Genomic DNA, 14,978 nt, shown 5'->3' with positions numbered 1-14,978 from the left:
ACCATGTCGAAGAAAAAACCACCGACCACCATCGAGGAATGTAACGCCGAAATGGAACTGACACAGAAGAAAATCCGGCAGTATGAGAACAGGAACAAAATGCTTGACCGCAAACTTGCCATTGAGAAGCGCAAGGAGCGCAACCACCGTCTTTGTTCGCGGGGCGGCTACCTTGAAAGCCTTGTCCCGGCACTCATTGATATGTCAGAACAGGAAGCCCGCGACTTCCTCTACACCGCGGTTTTCAGCGACAAAGCGCAGGAGTTTTTGAGAAAACGAGCCGGAGAAGCGACACCGAAGAATTACCCTTGCACACAAGGGCGCACTTATACACCCTAACGGGCGTGTGCGCTCTGCCGAGGGCTTTATCTCCGCACCGGGCATTATTGCCTTGTGCAGAGATTGGCGGCTTGCGCCGCGACAGGGAAACCTACACTTTCCCTGCGACAGCTTGCGCTGTCTACCCTTTTGTGTACCCCACGAAAGCGAACACCTTGCTTTGCAAGCTATTCACTTTCATGGGGTTTTGTTGACCGTATCGGGAGGTGATACTATCGCAATCTACCATTGCAGCATTAAGATTGTCAGCCGGGGAAAGGGCAAATCTGCCGTAGCCGCAGCAGCCTACCGCGCCGGAGAGAAGCTGACAAACGAGTGGGACGGACTGACCCACGACTATACAAGAAAAGGCGGCGTTGTTCATTCTGAAATCATGCTGCCGCCCCATGCCCCACCCTCTTTCTCTGACCGTTCTATTCTATGGAACAGCGTGGAGCAAATCGAAAAATCGAATAACTCACAGCTTGCGAGGGAAATCGAAATCGCCCTACCTGTTGAACTTTCAAGAGAGGAACAGACCCGCCTTGTCCGGGAATACTGTTCCTCTCAATTTGTTTCCAAAGGAATGTGCGCCGACTTCAATATCCACGACACAGGCAACGGCAACCCACACGCTCATATCCTTTTGACTATGCGCCCCCTTGATGAAAAAGGCACATGGGCGGCGAAGTCAAAAAAGGAATATGTCCTTGACGAAAATGGGGAGCGCGTAAAGCTGCCAAGCGGCAGATACAAGACGCGCAAGGTTGACCTTATGGACTGGAACAGGCAGGAGAACGCCGACCTATGGCGCAAGGCGTGGGCTGACCTTGCCAACGACTATTTAGAGCGAAGCGGCAGCGCGGAGCGTATCGACCACCGCAGCCATGCAGAGCGTGGTATTGAGGAACTCCCCACCGTCCACATGGGTGTTGCAGCTTCCCAAATGGAGAAGAAAGGCATAGCCACCGACAAGGGAGAAATCAACCGCATGATACAAAAGACCAACCGACTTATGCGGGAAATCCGGGGCTATATCGACAGCTTGAAAGAATGGCTTGCGGAGGTTTTCGCCGCTAAGAAGCAACTGCAAGCTGCCCCGCACTCTCCCGATATTGCCACGCTGCTTACAAGGTATTTGAGCATTGAACGAGAGAAAAGCCGGAAGTATTCACAGGGCTGGCAGCAACAGCATACTGCCGGGGAATTGCAAAAAATCAGCAAGGCGATTGTCTATCTGCAAAGCAAGGGCATTGCTACCCTTGAAGATTTGGACGCTGCCCTTTCCTCTGTTGATGAAGAAGCAAAGCGGCTGAATACAAGCGTTGTTGCCAAGCAGAAGCGCATGAGGACATTGGAAAAGTTTATCGAGCATGGCAGCAACTACAACCGCTTGAAGCCCATTCACGATGAACTGAAAACGCTGAAAAACGGATGGGGCAAAAAGAGAGAAAAATTTGAGCAAGCCCACGAAAGCGACCTCATTATCTGGAACGCCGCCAACCGTTTCCTGCACGCAAATCTGCCGGAGGGTACAAAGTCTTTCAAGGTGTCCGAGTGGCAGAAAGAATTTGACGAACTGAAAGCCCAATCCACAGGCGAATATGAAGAACTGAAAACAAAGCGCAGCGAGGTTAAGGAGTTACAGCAAATCCGAAAGTGCATTGATATTGTAGAGCAAGCCGAGCAGCGCACACAGGAACAGACACACCAAACACCAAGACGCAAAAAGGAGGATATTTCCCTATGACCTACACCAAAGAACAGATTGACCGGGCAAATCAGACCGACCTTGTATCATTCCTGCAAGCCCAGGGCGAACAGCTTGAACGCGCCGGACAGGAGTACCGTTGGAAACGGCACGACAGCTTGACGGTCAGAGAAAACAGATGGTATCGGCACAGCCAGAGCAAAGGCGGCGGTCCGATTGATTTTGTCATGGAGTTTTACGGCAAAAGTTTTCTTGAAGCCGTTGAAATGCTGATAGGCGAACGGGGCGAAGCACCCCCACCCGTCTATCTGCAATTCAGACTACCACCCAAAAGCCCCGACAACCAAACAGCGAGGAACTACCTTACAGCCGCCCGGCGCATTGATGAAGATGTGTCGGGCTTTTTCTTTTCCTGCGGCGATCTCTACGAGGAAGCCGCCCACCATAACGCCGTATTTGTCGGCAGAGATGAAAGCGGCATACCGAGATATGCCCACCAACGGGGAACGGTGGGCAGCTTCCGGCTTGATGTGAAAGGCAGCGACAAGACTTTTAACTTCTGCTACCGGGGCGAGGGCGAAAGGCTTTTTGTCTTTGAAGCCCCCATTGACCTGTTATCTTTCCTCTGCCTGTTCAAAAAGGAATGGCAGAAACAAAGCTATCTGTCATTGGGCGGCGTGAGTGAAAAAGCCCTGCTGCGTTTTCTCTCTGACCGTCCGAATATCAAGACCGTCTATCTCTGCCTTGACAGCGACAAAGCCGGGACAGACGCTTGCAGCCGCCTTAACAGCATTATCCCCCAAGGCTACACCGTCAATCGCCTTGTACCGTTGTTCAAAGACTGGAACGAGGTTTTACAGCGTAAAGAGGAAATTACAGACGGAAAATATCTGCGCGAAGCTGTCTATGGCTTGCGTGAGCCGCAACAGGAAGAAACCGTTGAAATTATCCGCATGAGCGAGGTTGACACACAGACCGTTGAATGGCTATGGGAGCCGTATATCCCTTTTGGAAAGGTAACAATCGTACAGGGCAACCCCGGCGAGGGAAAAACCACCCTTGCCCTGCGCCTTTGCGCCGCCTGTACCAACCGCAAGCCCTTTCCGGCTATGGCAGAGCATGAGCCTTTTAATGTTATCTATCAGACCGCAGAGGACGGTTTGGGCGATACCGTCAAGCCGCGCCTTATGGAAGCGGACGCAGACCTTGACCGGGTACTTGTCATTGACGAGGGCAAACAGGAATTGTCCTTATCCGATGAACGCATAGAAAGGGCAATCCGGCAGACCGGGGCGCGTCTTATAATCCTTGACCCCATACAGGCGTATGTAGGCGAAAAAACGGATATGAACAAGGCAAACGAAATACGCCCTATCTTTCGCCGCCTTGCCGAAGTTGCAGAGCGTACCGGGTGTGCCGTTGTGCTTATCGGGCACTTGAACAAAGCTGCCGGAGGTCAGAGCGCATACCGGGGATTAGGCTCTATCGACTTCCGAGCCGCCGCTCGTAGTGTGCTGCTCATAGGGCGCGTGAAACGAGAGCCGAATGTGCGCGTTATCATTCACGACAAATCTTCCCTTGCACCGGAGGGTAAGCCTATGGCGTTTTCGTTGGGCGCGGAAAGCGGCTTTTCATGGATAGGCGAATATGACATTACCGCTGATGAACTGCTGTCCGGCACAGGCGGCAACACCGAAACCAAGACCGAGCAAGCGGAAAGGTTGATACTCGATTTACTTGCAGACGGTAAGGAAATGGCAAGCGAGGATATTGTCAAGGCGGCAGCCGAAGCCGGAATATCCGAAAGAACGGTACAAAATGCCAAGCGCAGCATGGGCGGCATATTGGGCGCAAGGCGCGTTGGAAGTCAATGGTACAACTTCATCAAGAAGAAGCAGCCGCCCGAAACTGCAAAATGAAAGTGCAAAACGCAGAGCCTTTGCACCTTGCACTTTCGCACTTTCACTTTATCAACTCGCCCCATGTTGACCGCATGGGGCTTTTCTCTTGAAAAAATCCTGTTTTGCGTCAATAAATTGCGAAAAGCACTTGACAAAACGCTTCATGGGGCACCGCCAAAGACATTGCCCCGTACATCGACCCCAAGTTTGAAAACAACATCCTACTGACCCAGACCGAACGCCTGACCATGACCGGGCGGCCCAAAGACCCCAAGACGGCCCGGAACAAGAATGTGCTGGTGATCGGCGGCTCCGGCAGCGGCAAGACCCGGTTTTACGTCAAGCCCAACCTCATGCAATGCTTTCCCACTTCCGACTATCCCACCTCATTTGTGGTCACTGACCCGAAGGGTTACAATAATATAGGACAGAGAAAAAGTCACACGGTAAGACGAAAATCTTCTGCCATGTGGCTTTTTCTGTACCCTATACGAATTTCCAGAAAGGAGGAAGCCAATGGAAACCAAGAAAACCAAGTACACAGCCCTCTATGAGCGATTGAGCCGTGACGATGAAATGCAGGGCGAATCCAACAGCATTACCAACCAGAAGAAATATCTGGAAGAGTATGCACGGTCACAGGGATTTAAGAATATCCGCCATTTCACGGACGATGGTTATAGTGGTGTTGATTTCAACCGCCCCGGCTTTCAAGCTCTGATTGCCGCAGTCGAAGCGGGAGAAGTCGATGTTGTCTGCGTAAAGGATATGTCGAGGTTTGGGCGTAACTATCTGAAAGTCGGCTTTTACACGGAAATCATGTTTCCCGAAAAAGGTGTCCGATTTATCGCCATCAACAACGGCGTGGATAGTGCCAATCCAAGCGAGAATGACTTCACTCCGTTTTTGAACATTATGAACGAGTGGTACGCAAAGGACACAAGCAACAAAATCCGTGCTATCTTCCGTTCAAGGATGCAGGACGGAAAACGATGCAGCGGTGCTATCCCTTATGGCTATAAGCGTGACCCAGAGGACAAGAACCATCTGCTGATTGACGAGGAAGCCGCAAAGGTAGTCCGCAGGATATTCCAGATGATTATTGACGGTATGGGGACAAAGGCGATTGCAAACAAGCTGTCCGAGGAAAAGGTGCTGATACCGTCTGCTTATCTGGAACAGTCCGAGCATGGGCAGAGCCGAAACCACAGCTACCATGACCCCTATCGTTGGAACTGTACCGCAGTTGCCTACATTCTTGAAAAGCAGGAATATATGGGGCATACCGTGTTGGGCAAGACCATCTGCGAGAACTTCAAGACCAAGAAGCGAAGAAAAGCTACTCCCGATGAACTCATCATCTTCGAGAATACCCATGAAGCCATTGTCGATGAAGAAACATGGCATCTGGCACAGAAGCTCCGCAGGAAAACAAAGCGTACTCTGGCAAACGGGACTTACTCCCACCGCCTGTCTGGACTGCTTTACTGTTCGGACTGCGGAAAACGCCTGTCCTATGCAAGCCCACATTCACAGCACAGAGCAGACGGAAAAACCTACGATGCAGACAGTAACTTCCGCTGTCCTACCTACAAATCCATGTACGGCGAGTGTACGATGCACTTTATCAAGGCATCCACTCTGGACAGTCTGGTTGATGAAGCTATCCGCAAGGTTGCCGCCTATGTGCTGAAAGATGAACAGGCATTTTTACAGCAAGTCAAAGAGCTTACAAGTGCCAGTCAAGCAGTTATGCAGACCGACAGCAAAAAGGAGCTTGTAACCGCAAAAAAGCGTATTGCAGAACTGGATAATTTCATCAAGAAACTCTACGAGGGCAACGCATCCGGCAAGATACCCGACAGGCAGTTTGAAAAGCTCATGGCTCAGTATGACACCGAGCAACAGGAGCTTGAAGCAAGGGTCGCTGAAATCGAAGCGAAGATCAGCGAACTCCGGCAAGAGGAAGAAAGCGGCGAAATGTTTGTCCGACTGGTAAAGAGATACCGTGACTTTACGGAAATCACACAGACCATGCTCAACGAGTTTGTTGACAAAATCGTTATCTTTGAAGCCACAGGCGGCAGAACGGTCAACCGTAGCCAGAGGATTGATATTTACTTCAATTTCATCGGTCAGTTTGTGGTGGAAGATACCGAAGAAGAAATCCTGTCAAAGCAGGAGGAAGAAAAGCGACTGGCAGAATTTAAAGAGCAGGAACGCAAAGACCGCAGAAATGAGACTGTCCGCAGATACAGACAGCGTAAAAAAGAGAAGCAAGCCGCCGAAGCGGAAGCTGAAAAATCCCGTTGTGCGTAATCATCAAAATATATTTTCAAGGAGGAAAACATTATGGAACTCAATTTTATCAAATGCGGAGACTACTATGTACCCGACATCAAGCTGAAAGAAACGAATATCCGTCTCGGAAAATGGGGGCGAATGAGAAAGGAGTATCTGCGACTGGCACAGCCCATCACTTTCTCCGAAATGGTACTGTCCGAAACGCTCTATGAGCATTGTGCGGAGATTGAGGAAGCCGCCAAGAAGCGACTGGAAATCATCATTCCGCAGCTTGCAAAGGCATACGGCGTGACGGAGCAGTTGAAAGCCGAGAACCAAATCGAATGGGTTCGCCAGATGAACGCTTGTGTTGCACAGGCAGAGGAAACCATCAAGGGCGAATTGATTTACTGCTGAGAAAGGAGGACACTATGGTTTTAGAAGCATTATTCAACGGAGGGATTTACGCAAGCGAGAATGTCGTGCCGAAATCCGACAGTTTCCGACAAGCCACCGAGGAAATCGCCAGAATTATGACTTTCTTCGAGGGCAAGCTACCCCCAGAGGACTACGCCCTGCTTGAAAAGCTCTGCGACAGACACGCAGACGAGGGCAACATCACAAACGAAGTCCAATTCAAATATGGTTTCACTCTGGGCGTTCTGATGATGTGCGAAATCTTCCACAGCCCATTCTTCCCTCATACCGATTAAGGGAAAAATACTGGAAGTCCAGACCTAACAATTTCATACCGTAAGCAAAGCGGCAGATATTTCCTTGTGAAGTCTCTGTCGCTTTTCATTTTCACAATTTCAAGGAGGATTTATCTATGAAAATGTCTATGAACGAAAAGAAAGCCCTGTATGCCTTTGGCTGTCCGAACCGTGAAGCCACCGTTGAACGCTTGCGTTTTGTGGCTGCACTTGCTCCCGATCCTGCGGCAAAGAAGCTGTTCTTTATGCTGTCCGTCAAGTTGGACGATGAAAGTTGCGACAAGTGGTATCGCTGTTTCTTCTACAACATGAGACTGGAAGTGGAACACTTCGCCCACCACAAGTATCGCCCGGACAGTCTCCGTGTTCAGATTAGGGAGAGCGATTATGAGTAAGCTGACAAAATACGAAAAGGAAACAATCGTCCTGTTCAATGAGGGCGAGGACACAGCAGACATTCAGACCTATAACGCCGGATTAAGAACCAGACTGGCGGCGTTCTCCAAGAAGTACCCCGACCTCTGCCGACTGGATAAGACCTATGAGCAAGGCGGTGTGTCCTATGCTCTGGACAAGTCCCGACTGTCTATCCGTCTGCAACCGCCGTACAGTGAGGAACGCAGACGAAAAGCAAGCGAGAACGCCAAGCAAAACGGTTTCGCCAGTCAGACGGAATAATGTAGCGTTTAGGGTTGATATGCGGTCAAAATGTCGGGTCTGCATCCGATGTTTTGACCGCAATTACATACGGGAGTATAAAGTATCGTCCTACCCCAAATATGCGAAAATGAGCGTTTCAGAGAAAATTTCGATTTGATTTTCTTGTTGGTGCGTTGATTTTTTCACATTTGCGTGATATAATATTAGATAAAGCGAAAAGGAGGGCGAAATAATGGCAGTAAGCTATAAAAAACTGTTCCATCTTCTCATAGATAAAGGCATGACTAACGCCGAGCTGATGGAAAAAGGCGGCTTTAGTGCAAACATTATTACCAGATTGAAGCGTGACAACTATGTGGCATTAGATAGCATCGAAAGAATTTGCTATGCCCTCGATTGTGGCGTTGACGATATTCTGGAATTTATACCTGATGAAAAGGAGAACAGAAACAATGATTGATACAAAGAAAGAACAAGAGCGTGACGAGCTGCACCGTGCGATATGGGCAATCGCAGATGAGCTTCGTGGAGCCGTGGACGGTTGGGATTTCAAGAACTATGTCCTTGGCACAATGTTTTACAGATATATCTCCGAAAATCTGACCAATTACATTAACGCCGGAGAACACGATGCCGGTAATACTGAATTTGATTATGCTCAAATGTCCGATGCCGATGCAGAGGAAGCCCGTGAGGGACTGGTTGAAGAAAAGGGCTTTTTCATTCTGCCGTCTGAATTGTTCTGCAATGTAAATCTCAGAGCCGACAATGACGAAAATCTGAATGAAACCTTGGAGCGTGTTTTCAACCATATCGAAGCATCCGCAAAAGGTTCTTCCTCTGAAAGCAGTTTCGCCGGACTGTTCGATGATTTTGATGTAAACAGCAACAAGCTCGGTTCTACCGTTGCAAAGAGAAATGAACGCCTTGCAAAACTTCTGCATGGTGTAGCTGATATGAACCTTGGCGATGTGAAAGACCATGACATTGATGCCTTTGGCGATGCCTACGAATATCTGATGACCATGTACGCATCTGGGGCAGGAAAATCCGGCGGCGAGTTCTTTACCCCTGCTGATGTTTCCGAATTGCTCACCAGACTCGGCACGGTGGGCAAGACTGAAATCAATAAAGTCTATGACCCTGCGTGTGGATCTGGTTCTCTGCTTCTGAAAGCAGAAAAGGTTCTCGGTAAGGATGCCGTCAGAAATGGCTTCTACGGACAGGAAATCAACATCACTACTTACAACCTCTGCCGTATCAATATGTTCCTGCATGATGTTGGTTTTGATAAGTTTGACATTGCTTGCGAAGATACTCTGACCGCACCGCAGCATTGGGACGATGAACCGTTTGAGTTGATTGTTTCCAATCCCCCTTACTCTATCAAGTGGGCGGGCGATGATAACCCTCTGCTGATTAACGACCCTCGTTTCTCTCCGGCTGGTGTTCTCGCACCGAAGTCCAAAGCTGACCTTGCCTTTATCATGCACTCCCTTTCTTGGCTTGCATCCAACGGCACAGCGGCGATTGTCTGCTTCCCTGGCATTATGTATCGTGGTGGTGCGGAGCAGAAAATCAGAAAGTATCTGATTGATAACAACTATATTGACTGTATCATCCAGTTGCCGAGCAATCTGTTCTTTGGAACTTCCATTGCGACTTGCATTATGGTTCTGAAGAAAGGTAAAGCTGACAACAAGACCCTGTTCATTGATGCTTCCAACGAGTGCATTAAGGTTACGAACAACAACAAGCTGACACAGGCAAACATGGACAGAATTGTGGAGACCTTTGCCGCCCGTGCCGAGGAAGAATATTTCTCACATCTGGCAAGTTATGAGGAAATTGCAGGAAACGATTATAACCTTTCCGTCTCCACCTATGTTGAAGCTGAGGACACCAGAGAGAAAATCGACATTGTAAAGCTCAATGCGGAGATTGAACAGATTGTCGCAAGACAGCATATTTTACGAGTTGAAATTGATAAGATTATCGCCGAAATAGAGGGAGGAAAATAAGATGAAAGTATTCTTAGAGAGAAAACGCACAAACATCTCCGCACAAGGAGAATTTGACCCTACCACCAAGACTTTGACTGTTTTTAAGGGTAGTACCCTTTCCGAGAGTATTGCATATACCGAGAAATTTAGAGGTGCTGCTACTATCGAAAAGCATAGAGCTGGCATTGTAGAGAACAATGTTCTGTTGAAAGATGTCGTTTTTAAGAGTGCATCCACAGCCGCAAATTTTGTTACTGGAAGTAGTACCAATGGTCTGACTGCATGGAAAACCTCTGATGGAAAAGCAATCAGAGATTTGGTTAAGGCAGAGAAAGCGGAGGCATAAGTATGACATATTTAGACAAGCTGATTGCCGAGCATTGTCCAGATGGTGTTCCATTCAAAACACTTGGAAAGATTGGAACATTTTACGGCGGTTTGAGTGGCAAATCAAAAGAGGATTTCAAAGACGGAAATGCGAAATTCATTACATACATGAATGTGTTCAGCAATATTTCTTTGCGAGTTGATATGCCGGAAACAGTTAAGATTGCTCCGAATGAAAAGCAGAATACCATTCAGTATGGCGATGTTTTATTTACTGGTTCTTCCGAAACACCTGATGAATGTGGTATGTCCTCGGTGCTTACCGTGCATACAGATGAAAAGCTCTATCTGAATAGCTTTTGTTTCGGATACCGATTTAATGACCCTAACCTTGTTCTGCCGGGATTTTCAAAATATTTATTCCGTTCGGAAGCGTTGAGAAAGCAAATCAAAAAAACAGCAAGTGGCGTAACTCGCTTTAATGTTTCAAAGAAGAAGATGGAAAGCGTGATTATCCCTCTGCCACCTCTTGAGGTGCAGAGTGAAATTGTCCGTATTCTGGACAATTTCACGGAGCTTACAGCGGAGCTTACAGCGGAGCTTACAGCGAGACAAAAACAATATGAATATTATCGCAACTTGCTCTTGACTTTCGATGATGCTGCCGAGACAATTATGACAGACAGACAGACAGACAGACAGACAGACAGACAGACAGACAGACAGACAGACAGACAAGGCTAACTGATCTTCGTCGTGCTGTCAAGTGGTTTGAACTTCAAGAAATTGCAAATTTTCGCAATGGAAAAGGACACGAGAAAGACATTGTTGCAGAGGGTCGATATATCGTTGTTAATTCCAAATTTATATCTACAAGTGGGCAAGTAAAGAAGTTTTCCAATAAACAGATTTGCCCTCTGTTCACGGATGACATTCTGATGGTTATGAGTGACCTACCTAACGGGAGAGCATTGGCGAAATGCTATTTGGTAGAAGCAGATGATAGGTACACCCTTAATCAGCGTATCGGTGCATTGAGCGTAAGAAAACACGATGTTGTCGATACCAAGTATCTGTTCTATATCTTAAATCGAAATGAACAGCTTTTGAGATATGATAACGGAGTTGACCAGACCAACTTGAAGAAAAACGATATTCTCAGCATCCGTATTCCTATTCCTTCAATGGATGTGCAGAAACAAATTGTCGAGGTTCTTGACCGCTTTGATGCTATCTGTAATGATTTGAATATTGGACTGCCTGCTGAAATCGAAGCCAGACAGGTGCAATACGAATACTATCGTGATAAATTGCTAACATTTCAAAAAATGGCAAGTTAATACAAACAGGAGGATGCCGCATGAGCACTTACAACATCATTGCCGCAAGCAATGAGAGTACCGTTGTAGCTGAATATACGCCGGAAAGCTCACGCTCGGACAGTTTCCAGAGTGAAGCGGCTCTTGAAAAGGAATTTATCCGTCTGCTGACCGCACAGGGATATGAGTACCTTACCATCCATGACGAAAACAGTCTAATTGCCAACCTCAGACGGCAGTTGGAGCTTTTGAACGACTACACCTTTACTGACAGCGAGTGGAAGCGTTTCTTCACGGAAACGCTTGCCAACGCCAACGAGGGCATTGTTGAGAAAAGCCGTACCATCCAGACTGACCATGTAAAGGTACTCCGCAGGGATGATGGAACTTCCAAGAATATTCAGCTCATAGACAAAAAGAACATTCACAACAACCGCTTACAGGTTATCAACCAGTACGAGGAAACCGAGGGCAAGCACGATACTCGCTATGATGTGTCTATCCTTGTCAACGGTCTGCCCCTTGTCCATGTGGAACTGAAACGCCGTGGCGTTGCAATCCGTGAAGCCTTTAACCAGATCAAACGCTATCAGCGAGATAGCTTTTGGGCGGCAAGCGGCTTGTATGAGTATGTGCAGATTTTCATTATCTCCAATGGAACGCACACCAAGTATTATTCCAACACCACCCGAAACAGCCACATCAAGGAAATGGGCGAATCTGCAAAACAGAAATCGAAGAAAACAAGCAACAGCTTTGAGTTTACTTCTTTCTGGGCGGACGGCAACAATAAGGTAATTGCAGACCTTATTGATTTTACGAAAACATTCCTTGCCAAGCACACCATTCTGAATGTGCTGACAAAGTATTGTGTTTTCACAACGGAAGAAATTCTGATGGTTATGAGACCGTATCAGATTGCGGCAACCGAGCGTATTCTGAACCGCATTGAGGTTTCGACCAACTACAAGAAGATGGGAACGATTGATGCCGGAGGTTATATCTGGCATACCACAGGAAGCGGAAAAACGCTGACTTCTTTCAAGACCGCACAGCTTGCATCCGCACTTCCTTATGTGGACAAGGTTCTGTTCGTAGTTGATAGAAAAGACCTTGACTATCAGACCATGAAAGAATATGACCGCTTTGAAAAAGGTTCTGCCAACAGCAACGCTTCTACAAGGGTATTGCAGAGACAGCTTGAGGACAGGGACGAAAAAGGCGGCTTCCACCAGTATAAAATCATCATCACGACCATTCAGAAGTTGGACAACTTCGTGACCAAGAACAAGGGGCATGAGGTATTCAACAAACATTGCGTTATCATCTTTGACGAGTGCCACCGCAGCCAGTTTGGAGATATGCACGCTAAGATTGTAAAGGCGTTCAAGAAATATCATCTGTTCGGCTTTACCGGCACACCGATTTTCGCCGCCAATGCAGGAAAAGGAAAGCACATGGAACTGCTGACCACACCGCAGACCTTTGGCGACCAGCTTCACACTTACACCATTGTGGATGCTATCAATGACGGCAATGTTCTTCCTTTCCGTATCGACTATGTGAACACGGTCAAGGAAAAAGAGGACATCAAGGACAAGAATGTATCTGCCATTGATATTGAAAAGGCAATGGGAGCACCGGAGCGTATTCGAGAAATTGTCAAATATACTCTGGAGCATTTCGACCAGAAAACCAAACGCAATAGTTTCTACTCATTGAAAGGCAAACGCATGGCAGGCTTCAATGCCATGTTCGCTGTTAGCTCCATTCCTATGGCAATGAAGTATTACAAGGAGTTCCAGAGACAGATTGCGGAGAGCCACCGTCAGTTTACGATTGCCACGATTTTCAGCTACGCCGCAAACGAGGAAGACCCCGAAGATGTTCTGCAAGAAGAAGGCTTCGATACCGATGCCCTTGACCAGACTTCCCGTGATTTTCTTGAAAGTGCAATCCAAGATTACAATGCTGCGTTCAACACCAACTTTGACACTTCCTCTGATAAGTTCCAGAACTACTACAAGGATTTGTCTATGCGAGTGAAGAACCGTGAAGTGGATCTTCTGATTGTCGTGAATATGTTCCTCACGGGCTTTGATGCCACAACGCTCAATACCTTGTGGGTGGACAAAAATCTGAAAATGCACGGACTGATACAAGCATATTCCAGAACCAACCGTATTCTGAACTCCGTCAAGACCTACGGTAACATTGTATGCTTCCGTGATTTGCAGAAAGCCACCGATGATGCAATCGCCCTCTTTGGCGATAAGAACGCAAGCGGTATTGTTCTTCTAAAGAGCTTCAATGACTACTGGAACGGCTACGAGGACAACAACGGCAAGTATCATCCTGGCTATGTTGATTTGCTTGAAAAGTTGGAAACGGAATATCCTCTCGGTACTCAAATTGTCGGGGAACAGGCAGAGAAAGATTTTATCCGACTGTTCGGCACTATCCTCAGTATGAGAAATATTCTTTCATCCTTTGACCAGTTTGAAGAAATGGACAGTATCGCCGCAAGAGATTTGCAGAATTATCAGAGTATCTACCTTGACCTCTATGATAAGTACCGCAAAAAAGGCGATGCAGAAAAAGAAGATATTACGGACGATATTGAGTTTGAAATCGAGCTTATCAAGCAAGTGGAAATCAATATCGACTACATACTGATGTTGGTTGAGAAATACCACGAGGGCAACTGCGAGGATAAAGAAATCCTTGCTTCTATCCGCAAAGCGGTTGATGCAAGTATGCAGCTCCGCAGTAAGAAAGAGCTTATCGAAGCATTTATCAGCCATGTCAATGTTGACACACAGGTTACTACCGACTGGCGTAGATTTGTTCTGGAGCAGGAAGAAACCGACTTGACGGAAATCATCACAAGTGAAAAGTTGAAGCCGGAAGAAACCCGAAAGTTTGTTGCCAATGCGTTCCGTGATGGAGCATTGAAAACAACAGGAACAGAGATTGACAAGCTCATGCCCCCTGTATCACGCTTCGGTGGTGGTGGCAGAGCCAAGAAGAAGCAAGGTGTCATTGAAAAACTGAAAGCGTTCTTTGAAAAATACTTCGGGCTTGGAATTGCAGAGTTCAGAGCCGAGGAACAAGAGCAGTCAGTTGTTTATGAAATCGAGCCTACTTATCAGATGGTAGCCGAAGAACCTGCACCGTATGGAACGAAAGAAAATTAAATAATGACTAAGCCAAAGGCGATCAACCGTAAAAAGTTGGTCGCTTTTGTTTTACCCATTATTGCGAAAGGAGTTGACCCGATGCCCAATGAGAAATTGGAAAAGCTGAAACACGAACAGTATGTTGCGGAGCGAAAGCTGACCGCAGCCAAGCACAAGGAAAAGCGACTGGAAAGCGAAATCAAGCGACTGACCCGAAGCGAGAGAACCCACCGCCTTTGCACCCGTGCCGGAATGTTGGAAACCTTTTTGAGAGAACCGACCATTCTGACGGACGATGATGTGATGGAGCTTTTGACTTTCATCTTCCACAGTGAAGCGGTTCAAAAGAAGCTGACTATGCTGATTGAGAACCGAAAGGAAACGGAGCAACCGAACGGGAGCGAAAAACCCTGTTGAGAAACAGGGCGCAATTATACACCACCTAAAGATGGTGATTGCGTTCTGCCGAAAGCCCCTTGCAGGGAGCTTGATGATTTCCACAAAAGTCTTTTGCTCCAATCATCCAGAGGAAGCTACACTTCCCCTGCGCTGTCTTGCGACAGC

Annotated in this window: 14 protein-coding genes and 2 pseudogenes; all 16 read left to right on the top strand. The window is 47.4% G+C overall.

What is annotated here, in order from left to right:
• The first annotated feature begins 3 nt into the window (after positions 1-3).
• Positions 4-339, top strand: a complete 336-nt coding sequence (locus F3G95_RS02585) for a DUF3847 domain-containing protein (protein ID WP_071143482.1) — start codon at positions 4-6, stop codon at positions 337-339.
• Positions 340-499: 160 nt separating this feature from the next.
• Complete coding sequence (gene mobQ, locus F3G95_RS02580) at positions 500-2,068, top strand: MobQ family relaxase (RefSeq protein WP_242700206.1); 1,569 nt, start codon at positions 500-502, stop codon at positions 2,066-2,068.
• Positions 2,065-3,948 (top strand): AAA family ATPase, encoded by a 1,884-nt coding sequence (locus F3G95_RS02575; protein ID WP_071143481.1) that lies wholly within the window; start codon positions 2,065-2,067, stop codon positions 3,946-3,948. The genes mobQ and F3G95_RS02575 overlap by 4 nt, the downstream gene beginning before the upstream one ends.
• Before the next feature lie 96 nt (positions 3,949-4,044).
• Positions 4,045-4,343: pseudogene (locus F3G95_RS02570) on the top strand (type IV secretory system conjugative DNA transfer family protein); the annotation flags it as partial.
• 103 nt (positions 4,344-4,446) lie between these two features.
• Entirely contained in the window at positions 4,447-6,249 is a 1,803-nt protein-coding gene (locus F3G95_RS02565) for a recombinase family protein (RefSeq protein WP_149793687.1), read from the top strand.
• 33 nt (positions 6,250-6,282) lie between these two features.
• A complete protein-coding gene (locus F3G95_RS02560) occupies positions 6,283-6,630 on the top strand; it encodes a TnpV protein (protein WP_149793686.1) in 348 nt (115 codons plus the stop codon).
• A gap of 14 nt (positions 6,631-6,644) precedes the next feature.
• Positions 6,645-6,926: a DUF6809 family protein gene (locus F3G95_RS02555; protein WP_149793685.1), complete on the top strand. Its 282-nt coding sequence runs from the start codon at positions 6,645-6,647 to the stop codon at positions 6,924-6,926.
• Between the two features lie 116 nt (positions 6,927-7,042).
• Complete coding sequence (locus tag F3G95_RS02550; RefSeq protein WP_243130248.1) at positions 7,043-7,321, top strand: ferredoxin; 279 nt, start codon at positions 7,043-7,045, stop codon at positions 7,319-7,321.
• The gene (locus F3G95_RS02545) at positions 7,314-7,604 is read left to right on the top strand and encodes a molecular chaperone (protein ID WP_149793684.1); all 291 of its coding nucleotides are present in this window, start codon (positions 7,314-7,316) and stop codon (positions 7,602-7,604) included. Before F3G95_RS02550 ends, F3G95_RS02545 begins: the two co-directional genes overlap by 8 nt.
• A 214-nt stretch (positions 7,605-7,818) precedes the next feature.
• On the top strand, positions 7,819-8,046 hold the full coding sequence (locus tag F3G95_RS02540; protein WP_149793683.1) for a helix-turn-helix transcriptional regulator: 228 nt from the start codon (positions 7,819-7,821) through the stop codon (positions 8,044-8,046).
• Complete coding sequence (locus F3G95_RS02535; RefSeq protein WP_149793682.1) at positions 8,039-9,607, top strand: type I restriction-modification system subunit M; 1,569 nt, start codon at positions 8,039-8,041, stop codon at positions 9,605-9,607. The genes F3G95_RS02540 and F3G95_RS02535 overlap by 8 nt, the downstream gene beginning before the upstream one ends.
• Before the next feature lies 1 nt (position 9,608).
• Positions 9,609-9,935 (top strand): DUF4357 domain-containing protein, encoded by a 327-nt coding sequence (locus F3G95_RS02530; protein ID WP_149793681.1) that lies wholly within the window; start codon positions 9,609-9,611, stop codon positions 9,933-9,935.
• 2 nt (positions 9,936-9,937) lie between these two features.
• Entirely contained in the window at positions 9,938-10,660 is a 723-nt protein-coding gene (locus F3G95_RS02525) for a restriction endonuclease subunit S (protein WP_149793680.1), read from the top strand.
• A 32-nt stretch (positions 10,661-10,692) separates the two neighbouring features.
• Positions 10,693-11,256, top strand: a pseudogene (locus F3G95_RS02520) (restriction endonuclease subunit S); the annotation flags it as partial.
• 20 nt (positions 11,257-11,276) lie between these two features.
• Positions 11,277-14,432, top strand: a complete 3,156-nt coding sequence (locus F3G95_RS02515; RefSeq protein WP_149793678.1) for a type I restriction endonuclease subunit R — start codon at positions 11,277-11,279, stop codon at positions 14,430-14,432.
• A gap of 81 nt (positions 14,433-14,513) precedes the next feature.
• A complete protein-coding gene (locus tag F3G95_RS02510; protein WP_149793712.1) occupies positions 14,514-14,831 on the top strand; it encodes a DUF3847 domain-containing protein in 318 nt (105 codons plus the stop codon).
• Positions 14,832-14,978 lie beyond the last annotated feature (147 nt).

The sequence above is a fragment of the Faecalibacterium sp. Marseille-P9312 genome, assembly GCF_902497445.1.
GTDB lineage: Bacteria > Bacillota > Clostridia > Oscillospirales > Ruminococcaceae > Faecalibacterium > Faecalibacterium longum.
The sequence above is the reverse complement of the archived record's forward strand: the minus strand, read 5'-3'. Positions and strand labels throughout refer to the sequence as shown.